This window comes from Streptomyces sp. So13.3 (assembly GCF_005860785.2).
Taxonomy (GTDB): domain Bacteria; phylum Actinomycetota; class Actinomycetes; order Streptomycetales; family Streptomycetaceae; genus Actinacidiphila; species Actinacidiphila fildesensis.
This window is the reverse complement of the sequence record NZ_CP048835.1, coordinates 4797584-4813450: the sequence shown is the minus strand read 5'-3', so window position 1 is coordinate 4813450 and position 15867 is coordinate 4797584. Positions and strand designations below refer to the sequence as shown.

The 15867-nt window shown below is 70.1% G+C and carries 17 protein-coding genes, 1 tRNA gene and 2 pseudogenes; 14 read left to right on the top strand and 6 right to left on the bottom strand.

Going from position 1 to position 15867, the window contains the following annotated elements:
• The first annotated feature begins 5 nt into the window (after positions 1-5).
• The 8 genes and pseudogenes from C8250_RS21610 to C8250_RS21585 all read left to right on the top strand — a co-directional run bounded on the left by C8250_RS21610 (position 6) and on the right by C8250_RS21585 (position 6550).
• Positions 6-383 (top strand): hypothetical protein, encoded by a 378-nt coding sequence (locus tag C8250_RS21610; protein WP_138356245.1) that lies wholly within the window; start codon positions 6-8, stop codon positions 381-383.
• Positions 384-469: 86 nt separating this feature from the next.
• A pseudogene (locus C8250_RS44890) lies at positions 470-907 on the top strand (DNA cytosine methyltransferase); the annotation flags it as partial.
• Positions 858-1487, top strand: a complete 630-nt coding sequence (locus tag C8250_RS44885; protein WP_346268810.1) for a hypothetical protein — start codon at positions 858-860, stop codon at positions 1485-1487. The pseudogene C8250_RS44890 and the gene C8250_RS44885, both read left to right, overlap by 50 nt.
• 23 nt (positions 1488-1510) lie before the next feature.
• Positions 1511-1669, top strand: a complete 159-nt coding sequence (locus C8250_RS44880) for a hypothetical protein (RefSeq protein ID WP_346268809.1) — start codon at positions 1511-1513, stop codon at positions 1667-1669.
• Positions 1670-1756: 87 nt separating this feature from the next.
• Positions 1757-2656 (top strand): bifunctional DNA primase/polymerase, encoded by a 900-nt coding sequence (locus C8250_RS21600; protein WP_138356243.1) that lies wholly within the window; start codon positions 1757-1759, stop codon positions 2654-2656.
• Between the two features lie 370 nt (positions 2657-3026).
• On the top strand, positions 3027-4595 hold the full coding sequence (locus C8250_RS21595) for a YfjI family protein (RefSeq protein ID WP_138356242.1): 1569 nt from the start codon (positions 3027-3029) through the stop codon (positions 4593-4595).
• A 316-nt stretch (positions 4596-4911) separates the two neighbouring features.
• Positions 4912-5127 (top strand): excisionase family DNA-binding protein, encoded by a 216-nt coding sequence (locus C8250_RS21590; RefSeq protein WP_138356241.1) that lies wholly within the window; start codon positions 4912-4914, stop codon positions 5125-5127.
• A gap of 79 nt (positions 5128-5206) precedes the next feature.
• Positions 5207-6550 (top strand): site-specific integrase, encoded by a 1344-nt coding sequence (locus tag C8250_RS21585; RefSeq protein WP_244809264.1) that lies wholly within the window; start codon positions 5207-5209, stop codon positions 6548-6550.
• Positions 6551-6626: 76 nt separating this feature from the next.
• Here the strand turns inward: C8250_RS21585 and C8250_RS21580 are convergent.
• The 4 genes from C8250_RS21580 to C8250_RS21565 form a co-directional block, all read right to left on the bottom strand.
• Positions 6627-6713 (bottom strand) — tRNA-Ser (locus C8250_RS21580).
• Between the two features lie 10 nt (positions 6714-6723).
• Positions 6724-7179 carry a tRNA adenosine(34) deaminase TadA gene (gene tadA / locus C8250_RS21575; RefSeq protein WP_138356239.1) on the bottom strand — a complete coding sequence of 152 codons (456 nt, stop codon included), beginning with the start codon at positions 7177-7179 and terminating at the stop codon, positions 6724-6726.
• A 62-nt stretch (positions 7180-7241) separates the two neighbouring features.
• Positions 7242-7787: a hypothetical protein gene (locus C8250_RS21570; protein ID WP_138356238.1), complete on the bottom strand. Its 546-nt coding sequence runs from the start codon at positions 7785-7787 to the stop codon at positions 7242-7244.
• A 207-nt stretch (positions 7788-7994) separates the two neighbouring features.
• Positions 7995-8231 (bottom strand): hypothetical protein, encoded by a 237-nt coding sequence (locus tag C8250_RS21565; RefSeq protein ID WP_138356237.1) that lies wholly within the window; start codon positions 8229-8231, stop codon positions 7995-7997.
• A 167-nt stretch (positions 8232-8398) separates the two neighbouring features.
• Here C8250_RS21565 and upp point away from each other — a divergent pair, with 167 nt between their 5' ends.
• Complete coding sequence (gene upp, locus C8250_RS21560) at positions 8399-9034, top strand: uracil phosphoribosyltransferase (protein ID WP_138356236.1); 636 nt, start codon at positions 8399-8401, stop codon at positions 9032-9034.
• Between the two features lie 153 nt (positions 9035-9187).
• Here the strand turns inward: upp and C8250_RS21555 are convergent, their stop codons facing one another.
• Positions 9188-9832, bottom strand: coding sequence for a LytR C-terminal domain-containing protein (locus C8250_RS21555; protein WP_138356235.1), 645 nt, complete (start codon positions 9830-9832; stop codon positions 9188-9190).
• Between the two features lie 144 nt (positions 9833-9976).
• Positions 9977-10273 (bottom strand): type II toxin-antitoxin system VapB family antitoxin, encoded by a 297-nt coding sequence (locus C8250_RS21550; RefSeq protein WP_138356234.1) that lies wholly within the window; start codon positions 10271-10273, stop codon positions 9977-9979.
• 197 nt (positions 10274-10470) lie between these two features.
• Here C8250_RS21550 and C8250_RS21545 point away from each other — a divergent pair, with 197 nt between their 5' ends.
• The 5 genes and pseudogenes from C8250_RS21545 to C8250_RS43615 form a co-directional block, all read left to right on the top strand.
• Entirely contained in the window at positions 10471-12111 is a 1641-nt protein-coding gene (locus C8250_RS21545) for a helicase HerA-like domain-containing protein (protein ID WP_138356290.1), read from the top strand.
• A gap of 202 nt (positions 12112-12313) precedes the next feature.
• On the top strand, positions 12314-12901 hold the full coding sequence (locus C8250_RS21540) for a SigE family RNA polymerase sigma factor (RefSeq protein WP_138356233.1): 588 nt from the start codon (positions 12314-12316) through the stop codon (positions 12899-12901).
• Positions 12894-13415, top strand: a complete 522-nt coding sequence (locus C8250_RS21535) for a hypothetical protein (protein ID WP_138356232.1) — start codon at positions 12894-12896, stop codon at positions 13413-13415. The genes C8250_RS21540 and C8250_RS21535 overlap by 8 nt, the downstream gene beginning before the upstream one ends.
• A gap of 127 nt (positions 13416-13542) precedes the next feature.
• Positions 13543-14850, top strand: coding sequence for a mannosyltransferase family protein (locus C8250_RS21530; RefSeq protein WP_138356231.1), 1308 nt, complete (start codon positions 13543-13545; stop codon positions 14848-14850).
• A gap of 305 nt (positions 14851-15155) precedes the next feature.
• Positions 15156-15659: pseudogene (locus tag C8250_RS43615) on the top strand (ATP-binding cassette domain-containing protein); the annotation flags it as partial.
• Positions 15660-15867: the final 208 nt, after the last annotated feature.

Here is a 15867-nt window from a genome sequence, read left to right as displayed (position 1 = left end):
CCCGCATGTTGTCGCCTGAGGAGTACGCCGATGCCCCGCCGATCATCCGCGAGATCAACACCGTCCTGCACCTCGTAGCGGCACTGCGGATCTCCTACACCCCCGAACGGGAGCGGGAGTTGCAGCTCCGCAAAGCCGCGCTGCTGGACCGTATCGCCCTCGCCACCCCCGGCGACACCGACGCCGCCGATGTGGCCGCCGACGCCGCGCAAGCGCTCTTCGACCTGGACAACGGGGAAGTCAAGACCTCCGGCGACCATCCGCAAGACGAAGTGCTGCGGACGCTGTACGGGCAAATGAACGACTGGATTCGGGGTGGCGGACCACGCCGCTACGTCCGGCAGCAGTACGCCGCCTACTCCGACGGCCCGCCCGTCACCTGAATGTGCCCGGGGCGGTCGCCTCTCGCCAAAGGATCGCGACCGCCCCGGTTTCTCCGTCCCTTCGAAGAAACAGGAGAACCCCCGGCATGAGCCCTCCCACCGCCTTGCGGCTGGGTTCGTTGTGTACCGGTTACGGCGGTCTGGACATGGCCGTCCGATCCGTGTTCGGCGGTGACCTCGCGTGGGTCGCCGACAACGACCCGGGCGCCGCGAAGATCCTCGCCCACCATCACCCGAGCGTCCCGAACCTGGGCGACATCACGTCCGTCCGCTGGACGGACGTGGAACCCGTCGACATCGTGCTGGGCGGGTATCCGTGCCAGCCGTTCAGTACCGCCGGCCGCAGGAAGGGAACAGCCGATGCCCGCCACATCTGGCCCCACATCGCAGGCGCCCTTGGCGTTCTACGACCCCAGCTCGCGGTCTTTGAAAACGTCGCAGGGCACCTTTCTCTCGGATTCGATGCCGTCCTCGGTGACCTTGCCGCGCTCGGGTTCGATGCGCGGTGGTGCACTGTTCGCGCGTCCGATGTCGGCGCCGCCCACCAGCGCAACCGGCTATTCGTCCTCGCCTGGCCTGCCGACACCGGCCGCCCGGGACTGGCGCGGTGGCGGGCAGAGCGGACAGCTTCCCACCGCGGTATCCCTGCTCCCGACGCCCTCGACGTCGGAGGCGACCGGAGCAGGGCACGCGGCACAGGGCGGGATGAACCTGCGACACGTCGTCTCGCTGCTTCCCACCCCACGGGCGTCGGCCAACGAGAACCGGCAGACCAAACGCAGCCCCTCGCAGGAAGCCGGGACGCACGGCCTGAGCCTGGCAGCGGAAGTGTGCTCGCTACTGCCGACACCCGCGGCAGCCGACGCGGACCGGACCAGCACCACCTACGGGCGGGGCAATCCGACCCTGAAGGGGGCGCTGCTGCCGACGCCACGCGCGTCGGACGGGGACAAGGGCGGCCCGAACCAGCGGGGTTCCAAGGGGGATCTGACGCTCCCGTCGGCGGCGCACCGGATTGGGGCGCCTACGGCCCAGCCATCACTCGCTGGGAACACCTCAGCCGGCGCCCCGCTCCCGCTCCAACCAACGCTCTGGGACGCCTGAACCCCGTATTCGTCGAATGGCTCATGGGCCTGCCCGCCGGCCACGTCACCGACGTGCCCGCACTGTCGCGCACCGCGCAGCTCAAAGCGCTGGGCAACGGGGTGGTACCGCAACAGGCCGCCCACGCCCTGTGCTCCTTGCTCCAACCCGCCCATGGTGACGCTCTGTTCGACGTCGCCTGAACACACGCCCGGGGCGGTCGCCTCTCGCCAAAGATCGCGACCGCCCCGGTTTCTCCGTCCCTTCGAAGAAACAGGAGAACCCCCAGCATGACCCATCACCCCCCGAATCGATTCCTGACGGCAGCACTTCAGGCCGCTGAACGGGGTTGGCTCGTCTTTCCCCTGCGCGTCGGCGACAAGCCCCCCGCCCTGCATGGCGAGACTTCCTGTACCGGGTCCGGCCCGTGTGCGGCCGGGCACCGCAAGTGGGAACAGCAGGCCACCACCGACCCCGGCCGCCTTCGGGCCGCGTGGGCGGTCCGGCCGTTCAACATCGGGATCGCGACCGGGCCGGCCGGGCTGGTCGTGGTCGATCTCGACATGCCCAAGCCGAAAGACCCGAAGGGCACGCCGTGCGGCGTGACGACCTTTGCAGTGCTCTGCGAGCGCGCCGGGCAGGCCGTGCCCGCCACCTACAGGGTGCGGACTGCGAGCGGTGGCCAGCACCTGTACTTCACCACCCCGGACGGAGTGCGGCTGCACAACACCCGCGACCACTTGGGCAAGAAGATCGACACCCGGGCGTGGGGCGGGTACGTCGTCGCCGCCGGCAGCTCTACCCGGGCCGGCGCGTACACCGTCCTGGACGACCTGCCGGTAGCGCCACTGCCCCCATGGCTTCAGGAAGCGCTCACACCGGCACCGCCCGCCCGGCACGCTCCCACGGTCCGGGTAGCGCGCGACGCCTCGTCCTACGCCGCGGTGGGCCTGCGCAACGAGGAAGCCGCGGTGCGGGCCGCCGTGGTGGGTGAGCGCAACGACAAGCTCACCCGCGCCGCCCGTGCGATGGGCCGGTTCGTCGCCTCCGGGGATCTCGACCGGGCCGAGGTAGAGCAGGCTCTTAATTGCGCCGGATTGGCGGCCGGGCTGTCGGAACGCGAGTGCAGGGCCACGATCACTCAAGCCCTGAACTGGTCCATCGCCCGCAACCCGGGACGGCCCGCATGACGGCCACCGGCGCGGAAACCCCAGCAATTAAGAGCCGACAACTGAGCCTCACCGGAGGCCAGGACGCGCCCCCGGCCAAGCCCACCGCCGGCCGGGCGGTGGTTGCCCGAAAGTCGCCGGCCGCAGGCCGTCCTTTCAAGCCTGTCTGCCCTGACCCGACCACCCCCGCCGGGCCCGCGTGGGTGGTCGGGTGGATCCACATCGTGGCCCCCAAGCCCTGGACGGCCCCGGTATCCGCGCACGCGTGGTGCGCGTGCGGCTTCGAGCGCCGCGCCCGCGACCGGCGAAGCGTCTTGCGCCTGGTGGAACAGCACGTCGCGCACCGCACCCAATGCCCGCTCCGCAACCCCGCTGAAGGGAGGCGTGCCGCGTGAGCACCCCGAACGAATCCCTGCCGGACCTGTGGGACGCGCCCCTGTCGGACCCGGATGAGCCAGCGCCGCAGGTCTGGGACAACCCCGTCCCCCTGACCGGTCACCGGCAGCTTCGTGCCTTCCCCGCCCATGCCCTGCCGGGCTGGTTGCGGGAGTTCACCGAAGCCGTCGCGGAAGAGACCCAAACCCCCATCGACCTCGCCGGATGCATCGCCCTGGCAGTACTGGCCACCGCCGCCGGCGGCCGGGCGGTGGTCAACGTGCGGGGAAACTGGCGAGAGCCCACGAACCTGTTCGTGGTCGTCGCGCTCCCGCCCGCCAACCGCAAATCCGCTGTGTTCGATCTGCTCTCCAACCCGCTGTACGACGCCGAGAAGCAGCTCAAAGCCATGACACAGCCGCTGATCGTCGAAGCGGAGTTGACCGCCCAACTCGCAAAAGAAGCCGCCAAGGAAGCGGCCGGGGCCGCGAGCCATTCCAGCGAAGCCAAAGCGGACGGCGCCAAGCGTGATGAGTTGATGGCCACCGCGGTGGCCATGGCACAGACCGCCGAAACCCTCACCGTTCCGGTGGTGCCGCAGTTGCTCGCCGACGACGCGACCGCCGAAACCGTCATCTCCCTCATGGCACAGCAGGAAGGGCGGATCTCCGTCATGTCCGCCGAGGGCGAGATCTTCGACATCATCGCGGGCCGCTACACCAGCGGCTCCCCGAACATGGGGCCATTCCTCAAAGGCCACGCCGGGGACCGACTACGGGTCGACCGCCAGACCCGCCGCGAGTACATCGACCACCCCGCCCTGACCATGGGCCTGTGCGTCCAACCGCAAGTCCTGGACGACATCGGCCGCATCAAGGGCGGACGGGGCCGCGGCCTGCTGGGACGGTTCCTGTACTCGCTGCCCGAATCCCTGGTCGGTCAGCGAATCTCGAAACCCGAACCCATCCCGCCGGAGGTTCGGGAGCTCTACACGCGGCGCGTCATCGCCCTCACGCTGTCCCTGGCGGAGTGGACGGATCCGGCGCTACTGCAACTCACCCCCGACGCGGACACCGCCCTACTGGCCTTCCAGGACCTTGTAGAGCCCAAATTGGCGGCACGCGGTGGGGCGTTCGGGCACATCAGCGACTGGGCGGGAAAACTCGTGGGAGCCGTCGCCCGCATCGCTGGACTGTTGCACCTGGCAGAACACCCGGACAACGCCCACACCATGCCCGTCACCGAAGCGACGATGAACGCCGCGATCGAACTGGGGCAGTACTTCGCTACCCACGCCCTTGCGGTATTCGACCGCATGGGAGCCGATCCCACCGTGGATCGCGCGCGGACCGTCCTGGACGTACTGAAGACGGCCGAGGTCGGCGAGATCAGCAAACGAGAGCTGCTGATGAAGCTCTCCCGCTCGGAGTTCAAGACCGTCGCCGACCTCGAACCCGTCCTCGGTCTGCTGGAAGACCACGGCTGGGTGCGAGCCCTGCCAGCCGCCCGGACCGGCGGACGCGGCCGGCCGCCCTCACCGCGGTACCTCGTGCACCCCCGCGTGCACGACCCCGACGCCACCTGACCGGGCGGACCCCGCCACAGAAACCACGCAATACACAGAAACACCGCCCCAACGCCCTGACCAGCACCAACACGCCCTCCGGAGAGCTGCCCGGGGCTTCCACAGAAACCCCTGGAAGTCCCACAGAAATACCCGCTTCTATTTCTGTGGGACTTCCGACCCTTTCTGTGGAAGCCCCCGAACCGGCCCCACAACCCACGAAATCGCAGGTCAGGCGCACGCCCCCTGATTTCTGAGTATTGCGTGGTTTCTGTGGCGACCCGCCGCCCCTCCGGTCACCCACCACCGCGCCGCTCACCGCATCAGGGAGCCAACCGTGACCACCGACCCTGACACCGAATACGACCCGACCCTGGTCCTGCTCACCGTGGAAGAGGCCGCACGCCGCCTCAGCATCGGCCGGACCTACTGCTACCGCCTCATTCGTCTGGGAGCGCTGGAGTCCATCCCCGTGGGCCGCCTGCGCCGTGTGCCCGCCGATGCCGTCCCGGCCTGCCTCGCACACCTGCGCAGCGCCCACCGCGCCGCCTGACCAATCCAGGCCGGTGGCCAGCCCGATCGGGCTGGCCACCGCCTCTCCCATTTTCTGCTGCACCTCTCAGGAGACCTCTGTGTCAGAGAACGAGAAACGCACCCGCAAGCCCAACGGCGAGTCCACTATCTACTTCGGCAAAGACGGCCGTTGGCACGGCCGAGTGACCGTGGGTGTGAAGGACGACGGCACACCCGACCGCCGGCACGTCTCCCGCAAGACCAAGGCCGAGATTCATAAGGCGGTGCGGGAGTTGGAGAAGAAGCGGGAATCCGGCGTCATGCCCAAACCCGGTAAGCCCTGGACGGTCAAGCTGTGGCTTGCCCATTGGGTCGAGAACATCGCCAAACCGGTGATCAGCGTGAACACCTACGCCGGATACGAGGTCGCGGTACGCGTCCACCTCACGCCCGGTCTTGGGGCACACCGGCTCGACAAGTTGGAGCCGGAACACATTGAGCGTTTCTACGCCCGAATGAAGGCCCAAGGCAGCAGGGCTGCGACCGTTCACCAATCGCACCGAACCTTGCGGGCCGCGCTGAACGAAGCGGTCCGCCGCCGGCACCTCGCGGTGAATCCCGCGAGGCTGGCCAAGGCACCCAAGCCGGACGGGGATGAGGAAGAGGTCGAGCCCTACTCCCTCGAAGAGGTCGCGCGCCTGATGGACGCCGCCGCGGACCGGCGGCACCCCGTGCGCTGGTTCCTGGCGCTCGCTATCGGGCTGCGGCAGGGAGAAGCGCTTGGCCTCAAGTGGATCGACCTGGATCTCGACAACGGCGTTCTGCGGGTCCGGCGCAGTCGGCTGCGACCGAAGTACGCGCACGGCTGCGAGAAGCCGTGTGGGAGGAAGCCCGGGTACTGCAAACAGCGGAAGCCGATCCGGCCGGCCACGAAGGAAACGAAGTCCCGGGCAGGGAAGCGGCCGATCGGGTTGCCCCCGCAACTCCTCCCGATGCTCAAGCTCCACCGTGAGCAACAGGAGAGGAGCAAGGAGAACGCCCGGCAGCTTTGGGAGGAAGGCGGGTGGGTGTTCACGGACGACGTGGGCCGCCCCGTGAATCCGCGCTACGACTGGGACGAGTGGAAGCGGCTGTTGAAGGCTGCGAAGGTGCGGGACGGCCGTCTGCATGACGCTCGTCACACGGCCGCCACGGTGCTGCTGCTCTTGGGCATCCCGGACACCGCCGTTGACGGGATCATGGGATGGGAGCCGGGCGGAGCGATGCGCCGCCGGTACCAGCACATGACGGCCCCGGTCTTGAAGAACATCGCCGACAAGCTCGGACACGCGCTCTGGCCGACCGTGAATCTCGCGCCGGAAGAGATCGCCGCCCGGGTGAAGGAAGCGCTCGATAGCGCGCCCGGGGAGGCGCCGGACGATGGAGACGACAACGGGGGAGGGGAGCCCGTAGGGGCCAACTGAGACCAGAACTGAGACCAGGGACGAACGAAAGCCCGGACTCGTACGAGTCCGGGCTTTCGTTCTTACTGCTCAAGAGCGGTAGCGGTGGGATTTGAACCCACGGTGAAGTTGCCCCCACACACGCTTTCGAGGCGTGCTCCTTAGGCCGCTCGGACACGCTACCGAGAGAGAGCTTAGCCCACGTGGGGCCGTGCTCCGAAATCGCCCGAGCGGAAGAACCGGGTGAGGAGGGCGGAGCACTCTTCGGCGAGCACTCCCTGGATGACTTCGGGGCGGTGATTGAGCCGGCGGTCGCGGACGACGTCCCACAGGGAGCCCACGGCGCCGCCCTTCTCGTCCAGTGCCCCGTACACGACCCGGTCGAGCCGGGAGAGGACGATCGCGCCCGCGCACATGGTGCAGGGCTCCAGCGTGACGACGAGCGTGCAGCCGGTCAGCCGCCACTCTCCGACCGCCTGAGCGGCGTCGCGGATCGCGAGCACCTCGGCGTGGGCGGTCGGGTCACCGGTCGCCTCGCGTTCGTTGCGGCCCCTGCCGATGACCACGCCGTCCGGGCCGAGTACGACCGCGCCCACCGGCACATCGCCGGTGCGCGGGGCGAGCCCGGCCTCTTCCAGGGCATGGCGCATCGGCCCGGTCCACGGGTCGCGCAGCGGATCGCGGGGAGGACCGGGCGGGGGTGGTGCGGTGCTCAGCGGACCGCCTCCAGAACGTCGGCACAGCCGATCGCCTCGGCGATCTCACCGAGCGCCTCTCCGGTGAGCGCGCCGTCACCGCTGAGGTCCAGCAGCTCCTTGTCGCTCATACCGAGATCGGACAGCAGGCCGGCCTCGCCGAGCGGGCCGGCCGGCACATGGTCCTCGGTGGGGCCGGGGACCACGTCCTCGTCGGCATCGTCGTCGTCGCCGTCCTCGGTACCGTCGAGGTCGACCAGGACGTCGAGGGGGTCCTCGGGGTCCCGGCCGAGCAGTTCGTCGGTGAGCAGGATCTCTCCGTACGAACTACGGGCTGCCGCGGCGGCATCGGACACATAGATCCTGGGGTCCTCTTCACCATCGACGCGGATGACACCGAACCAGGCGTCCTCCTGCTCGATGAAGACCAGAACCGTTTCCTCCTCGGCGATGGCCGCACGGGCCAGGTCGCTCAGGTCGCCGAGGGTTTCCACATCGTCGAGATCAGGTTCGCTCGCTTGCCAACCGTTCTCGTTGCGCGCGAGCAGTGCGGCGAAGTACACCGTGACTCTCCCACAGGTCTCAGGCCGTCCGGACCGGGCGGGGAGCACCCCACCCACTCGGCATCGTGGCAGAAAGCTGGGCTTTGCGAAGGGTCTTCCGCACTCCGACGTGCCAGGTCTTCATCACGTCGGGCTGCGGAACACCCTCAGGAGGCGGCTTCCGGCCCGCCCCCGCACCGTTTCCGGACGTTCCGGAGGTCCGGCCGGTCACCAGCGGAACGTCCGCATTCGCATGGCCTGCCGCATGCGTGCCGCGCGCGCCCTGCGCGGTTGTACGCGCTCGCGCAGCTCCTTGGCCTCGTTCAGCTCGCGCAGGAACATCACCCGGCGTCTGCGGCGCTCCGCGTCGCGTTCTTCCTGGGTCTTGCGTTTGGTCTGCTTGTTCCGCGCTTTCGGCTGACCGGGCTCTTCCGGCTTGTCACCGTTCTCGCTCCGCTCCGGCATGTGGCACCACCCGTGGGGGGTCGGGGCACCCGGGGGCGCTCCGGGCGTATGTGCACAGTTTCCCTCTACCGTGCGGTTTGATGCGTGTTCGGCGGAGAGTCGGCAGAGCATCGGTGGAGAGAGCGAGCGGCGGCGGGGACCCCTGGGACTCGGTTAATGTCGGGTGCATGCGGATCCACGTAGTCGACCACCCGTTGGTCGCGCACAAGCTCACCACCCTGCGCGACGAGCGCACCGACTCGCCGACCTTCCGTCGGCTGGCCGATGAACTCGTCACCCTGCTCGCCTACGAGGCGACCCGCGACGTGCGTACCGAGCAGGTCGACATCCGGACCCCGGTCGCCCCGACCACCGGCGTACGGCTCTCCTACCCGCGTCCGCTCGTCGTCCCGATCCTGCGGGCCGGCCTGGGCATGCTGGACGGCATGGTCCGGCTGCTGCCGACCGCCGAGGTCGGTTTCCTCGGCATGATCCGTGACGAGGAGACCCTGGAGGCGAAGACCTACGCCACCCGGATGCCGCAGGACCTCTCCGGCCGCCAGGTGTACGTCCTCGACCCGATGCTGGCCACCGGCGGCACGCTGGTCGCCGCCATCAACCTGCTCATCGAGCGCGGCGCGGACGACGTCACCGCGATCGTGCTGCTCGCGGCGCCCGAGGGCATCGAGGTCATGGAGCGGGAGCTGGCGGGCAAGCCGGTCACCGTCGTCACCGCCTCGGTCGACGAGGGGCTCAACGAGAACAGCTACATCGTCCCCGGCCTGGGCGACGCGGGGGACCGGCTCTACGGCACCGCCGGATAGCCGACCGGCTCTACGGCACCGCCGGATAGCCGCCGCAGGGCCGCGACACGAACTGGACGTCGGATGCGAGAAGCCCCGGACCTGGTGGTCCGGGGCTTCTCGGCGTTCTCGGGGTTCTCGGTCTTCCGGGCGGCTGTCGTGCCCTTGCGGCCTTTAGCAGCTGGGCGAGGGCGCCGGGGTCGGGTTGGCCGCGACGGCCAGGGCCTTCGCGGCGTCCTTCGGGTCGGCCAGCTTCGTGTAGGGCGTCCCGATCAGCAGGTCCACGCCCGGGCCCGCCCGCTTCGGGTCGATCTTCACCGTGGAGCCCGCGACCTGCGTGCCGACGACCTTCGCCGCCTGCGCACCGGCGGGGCCGGCCACGATCAGCGCCGGCACCGTGACCTTCTTGTCGTACTCGACCGGCGCGTTGCTGAACTTGATGACGCGGAAGCCGCGCTTGGCCAGCTCATCGGCCGTGGTCTTGGCCAGCCCGCCCTTCGCCGTCGCGTTGAAGACCGTGACCCCGATCGAGGCCGGCGGGGGCAGCGGGGCGGGCTTGCCGGTCGGCTTCGGCGTGGCGGCGGCCGTCGGCTTGCAGCTCGCCGGGGCCGCGTGGGCCTGGGCGGGGCCCTTGTCCTTGCCGCCGGTGAAGACGTCGATGAGTTGTAGCGTGCCCCAGCCGATCAGGCCGAGTACCACCACCGAGGCGACGATGGCCAGGGCGGTACGGCCGCGCCTTCGCGGCCGGCCCATTCTCGGGTACTGGTTTCCGGTGATCCGGTACTTCCCGCCCATGCCGGAAGGGGTGAGCATGCTCATGGGCGCAGCGTAGTGCGCTCATCGCCGGAGCGTACTAAATGATCAATGAATGGCGGACAGCCGAACCCGAAAGGGCGAACACCCGCCTCCGAACAGCCGCCCCCACAGGGCGGGTCCGCAGGCGGGTCCGTACGGCCGCCTCGGTCAGTCCATCTCCAGGACGCGGGCATGCAGAACCTGGCGCTGCTGGAGCGCCGCCCGGACCGCCCGGTGCAGACCGTCCTCGAGATACAGGTCACCGTGCCACTTCACGACATGCGCGAAGAGGTCGCCGTAGAACGTCGAGTCCTCGGCGAGCAGGGTTTCCAGGTCGAGCTGGCCCTTGGTGGTGACCAGCTGGTCGAGGCGTACCGGACGTGGAGCGACATCCGCCCACTCTCGCGTGCTGACCCGGCCGTGGTCGGGGTACGGCCGCCCGTTTCCGATGCGCTTGAAGATCACACGGAAAGCCTACCGGGCGAGCCCGTGCGGGCGCAGCAGTGGCGGAGGAGTGCAAAGGTGGTATTTACGTCGATAGCCGGACCTAGCGGGAGCCTGCCATGACCGATCCGCAAGCCCAGGCGGCACTTCCGGCCGATCCGCCCGCGGATTCGCCTGTCGGCGCGTCCCCCGCGCAGTCCGCCGATGCGCCGTCCGGTATGTCTCCCGATGCGCCATCCGTCCCGTCCGCTGGGGCGTCCGCCGTCCGTTCCACCGACCGGCCCGGCCCCGCGGCGGATCTGCCGGGCCCCGCCGCGACGATCCTGGCCGGCTACACCTTCACCGGGCCGGCGCTCGACCTGGGCGCGCTGCTGTGGGACGGCACCTGCCACGCCGACGCCCAGATCCGCATCCCGCTCGGCATGCTCAACCGGCACGGCCTCGTCGCGGGCGCCACCGGCACCGGCAAGACCAAGACGCTGCAGCTGATCGCCGAACAGCTGTCGGCCAACGGGGTGCCGGTGTTCCTCGCCGACGTCAAGGGCGATGTCTCCGGGATCTCCGCCCCCGGTCAGCCGAACGACAAGGTCGCGCAGCGCACCGCCGAGGTCGGCCAGAGCTGGGCGGCGTCCGGCTTCCCCGCCGAGTTCTACGCGCTCGGCGGCATCGGCGCCGGTATCCCGCTGCGGGCGACGGTCACCGGCTTCGGCCCGATCCTGATGTCGAAGGTGCTCGGGCTGAACCAGACGCAGGAGCAGTCGCTCGGCCTGATCTTCCACTACGCCGACACCAAGGGCCTGGAGCTGATCGACCTCAAGGACCTGCGGGCCGTCATCGCCTTCCTCACCTCCGACGTCGGTAAGGGCGAGCTCAAGAACATCGGCGGCATCTCGTCCGCCACCGCCGGCGTCCTCATGCGGACCCTGACGGCGTTCGAGGCGCAGGGCGCCGAGCCGTTCTTCGGCGAGCCCGAGTTCGACACCAGCGAACTGCTGCGGACCGCGCCGGACGGGCGCGGGATGGTGTCGGTACTGGAACTGCCCGCCGTCCAGGACCAGCCGCAGCTCTTCTCCACCTTCCTGATGTGGCTGCTCGCGGACCTCTTCCAGGACCTCCCGGAGGTCGGCGACATCGACCGGCCCAAGCTGGTCTTCTTCTTCGACGAGGCCCATCTGCTCTTCAACGGCGCGTCGAAGGCGTTCCTCGACGCCATCACCCGGACGGTGCGGCTGATCCGCTCCAAGGGCGTCGGCATCTTCTTCGTCACCCAGACCCCGAAGGACGTGCCCTCCGACGTCCTCGCCCAGCTCGGCAACCGCGTCCAGCACGCCCTGCGCGCCTTCACCCCCGAGGACGCCAAGGCCCTGAAGGCGACCGTCTCGACGTTCCCCAACTCCGCCTACGACCTGGGCGAGCTGCTGACCGCGCTGGGCACCGGCGAGGCCGTCGTCACCGTCCTCAGCGAGAAGGGCGCGCCGACCCCGGTCGCCGCCACCCGGCTGCGGGCCCCGCAGTCCCTGATGGGACCCATCGAAGCGGCCACGATGGACACGGCCGTCAAGTCGTCGCCGCTCTACGCCCGCTACGCGCAGGCCGTCGACCGCGAATCGGCCTACGAGAAGCTGAACGCGGCCGCCGACGCCGCCATGGCCCCGGCGGCCGGCCGGCAAGCCGCCGAGGCGCCCGCGAAGACCGCTGGAAAGGCGGGCGGGAAAGCCGCGGGGAAAGCGGCCGAGGGGGAGAAGAGCGTCGTGGAGCAGGTCGTCGGCAGCGGCGTCTTCACATCACTGACGCGCTCGCTGGGCACCCAGATCGGCCGCGAGATCAGCCGCTCGCTCTTCGGCACGCGCAAGCGCTGACATCATCGGGGCTCCGGTCGGACGGGTGCCGGCGCCCCAGCCGGCGCCCCAGTCGGGGCCCCAGGAGTCCGCTGCATCCCGCCCTTCCTGGCTCCCCGGAAGAACTTTGGCTCCCCGGAAAAACTTTTCGGCGTTCACTGTCAACCGGACGCGGGGGCCCAGGCGTATGCCTGGTGAGTCCGCGGAGAATCTGGAGTGAGTGTTGACCGTCGAGGAGTTCGAGGAGTTCTACGCGCATGCGGTGGGACGCCTCACGGGTCAGCTCTATGTGATGCTCGGCGACCTGCACGAGGCGCAGGACGTCGTACAGGAGGCCTTCGTCCGCGGCTGGAGCCGGCGGCGGCAGCTGGACCGCAACGGGGCTCCGGAGGCCTGGATCCGTACGGTCGCCTGGCGGCTCGCGGTGAGCCGGTGGCGCGGCCGCCGGCGCTCCGACGACGCCTGGCAGCGGCACGGCGGCACGCCGTCCGTCGAGGGACCAGGTCCCGAGCCGGTGGCCCTGGTGTCGGCGCTGCGCGAACTGTCGCCGCGGCAGCGGCGCTCGGTGGTCCTGCACTACGTCTGCGATCTGTCCGTGGACCAGATCGCGGCCGAGACCGGAGTCTCCAGCGGCACCGTCAAGACGCATCTGCACCGGGGCCGGGCGGCGCTCGCCGACCGCCTGACGGATCCGGCCGATCCGGGCGGCCGGGGCGGTTCCGGCGGTTCCGGTGATCCGGGCGGTCCTGGCGATCCGAACGCTTCGCATCGTTCGCACGATTCGCACGCCGAGGAGGCTCCCGGTGCCTGAGCTCCACGACCCCCACGACCCCCGTGACCGGCACGACCCGCACGGTCCGAATGCGCCGGAGGACGCGCTGACGAGCGCGCTCAAGAACGCCGCCGCTGCCGGGCAGACCGCGGCGGCCCCCGTCCCCGTCGCCGTGATCATGGCGCGCGGCGACCGGGTCCGGCGCCGCCGGACGGCCGCGTACGCGCTCGCCGCCTGCCTGATGGTCGGCGGTACGGGCATCGCGGCGGCAGCCGTCCTGCCGTTCGGCGGCGGAACGGTCGCTCCCGCGACATCGCCCTCCGTTTCGTACCCGGACGGTGCATCACCGACCCCGCCACAACCGCTGCCGACGCAGTCGAGGTCCGGGCAGCCCAGCGACTCGCCGACCGCGACCGGGACGACACACGGCACGGACTCCCACGGCATGGCGACCTACGGGCCGGGCGGGCCGCCCGCCGGTACGGCCACCTCGGTCCCGCCGCCGGGCAGCACGACGCAGTCGACGCTGCGGACCACCTCGCCGCCCGGCTGATCTCCGCCCGGCTGATCTCCGCCACCTCCCGCACCACCTCCTGAACGAACCGGTCGCGCCGCCGGGCGATCCCGCATGCCCAAAAACGCCCGCCCCCGCCCTCCCACCTCACCGTCCGGAGCCGAACATGTCCGTCGTACCAGCCCCGCGGACGCGGGAGGCCGAGGCCGAAGCGGGGCCGCACCAGCTGCTGCCCTCCCCCAGGCGGGGCCAGAGCGGCCGCCCACGTGAGCACCGTCCACCGGCACTGGCACCGGCGCGTTCGGCCGTACACCGGCTGCTCGCCTCGGTCAGCGCCAATGACCGGAAGGTGCTCGCGCTCTATCTGCTCACCCGGGCCGGGATCTGGATCACCGCCTACTGCACCGGCTGGCTGTTCACCGGGGACGGCCGGGCAAAGGATGCACCACCGCTGCTCTCGCGGTGGGAGCAGTGGGACTGGTCGTACTTCGTCCGCATCGCCCAGTACGGCTACTTCGGCAGCCCCGACGGGTCCGCCTCCGCCCCTCCCGACAACCGCGAGGCGTTCTTCCCCGGCCTTCCCCTGCTGCTCCGCGCCGTGCACACCGTCGTGCCCAGCTGGACGGTGGCGGGCCTGCTGATCTCGCTCGTCGCCGGGGCTGTCGCGGTCCTGGCCCTCGCCCGAATAGCCCGCCTCCACCTCGCCGCGAAGAACACGGAAACCGGCGAAGGCGACCCGGGGGAGCACGCGGTGTTCTTCCTCCTGCTGTCGCCCTGCGCGGTGTTCCTGGCCGTCGGCTACACCGAAGCCCTCTTCCTGGCCCTCGCCCTGCCCGCCTGGCTGGCCGCGAAGAAGGGCCGCTGGCCGCTGGCGGCGGTCCTGGCCTGCTGCGCCACCACCGTCCGGATCAGCGGACTGTTCCTCGCGGCCGCCCTGGCCGTCGAATTCCTGACCGCCACCGGCCTCCGCGACCGCCTGCGCGCACTCCCCTGGCTGGCCCTTCCCGCGTTGCCCGCCTTCGCCTACACCTGGTACCTGCACGCTAGGACCGGCGACTGGATGGCCTGGAAGCACGCCCAGGAACGCGGCTGGTTCCGGCAGTTCCACACCCCGAGGGAGGCCTGGCAGAACACCTGGGACTCGGCCTTCTCCCACGCCCAGACCACCGGCTACGCCTTCATGTTCCGGGCCGAACTCGTCGCCATGGTGGTCGGCCTGCTCCTCCTCGCCCGCCTCCTGCAACGCCGCCGGTGGCCGGAGGCCGCCTACATCGCCCTCACCCTCTGGGCACTCGGCACCTCGTACTGGTACATGTCCATCCCCCGCGCCACCCTCCTGTGGTGGCCCCTGTGGACCGGTCTCGCCCGCTGGGCCCTCCACCACCCCTGGATCCGTACCGCCTACGTCTGCCTGTCCGCCCCGCTGATGACCGTCCTCGCGGTGGCCTTCACCTCCGGCCGCTGGGCCGGCTGACGAACACCTGCCGACTCGCCGGAACCCCTTCGTCGGTGCCGACCACCAAGAGGTGAGCCATCGTCAACTTCACTGAGCCGTACCTGTAGCAACGGCCGCAGCCGTTGCTCATAGAGGGCCCCGACCGGATTCCCGGTCGGGGCTTTCATCTGTTCGGCCTCAGGATCATCCAGATGGGGACGATCCGTGCCGATGTCCTCTACGATCGCGAATCCGAACGCCCGAGGGCGTCGCGGTGCACTGACGGAGTCCGCCGGGCATATTTGTCCCCGAGTCCGGCCGGCCCGGGGTAGGAGGCAGTTTTGGTGCGAGACACCCCCCTGCTGGCCGTGCGCGGAATCTCCAAACGGTTCGGCGCCGTACAAGCTCTGAGCGGGGTCGACCTCGAGATCGGCGAGGGCGAGGCGATCGGTCTGGTCGGCGCCAACGGGGCGGGTAAGTCCACCCTGGTCAAGGTCATCGCAGGGGTGTCCCCGCCGGACAGCGGGGTGATCGAGTGGAAGGGCCGGCCGGTCGACCTCCGGACGCCGCTCGACGCGCAGAAGCTGGGCATCGTCGCCGTCCACCAGGACCTGTCGCTCTGCGACAACCTCGACACCGTCGCCAATCTCTTCCTCGGCCGCGAAGTCCGCCGGTTCGGCAGGCTCGACGAGGTCGAGATGGAGAAGCGCTCCCGTGCGCTGCTCAACGTGCTGTCCGTCCGGATCCCGAGCCTGCGCGTCCCGGTCGCCTCGCTCTCCGCCGCGCAGCGGCAGGGCGTCGCCATTGCGCGGGCGCTGCTCGGGGAGCCGGAACTCGTCATCCTGGACGAGCCCACCGCCGCGCTGGGCCCCCAACAGGCCGCCGTGGTCCTCGCACTGGTCCAGCGGTTGCGGGACCAGCGGCTCGGGGTGCTCCTGGTCAGCCATGAGATGGAGGAGGTCCGTGCGGTCACGGACCGGGTGGCGGTGCTGCGCGTCGGCCGCAACACCGGGTTCTTCGACACGAAGTACACGACCCAGGAGCAGATCGACTCGG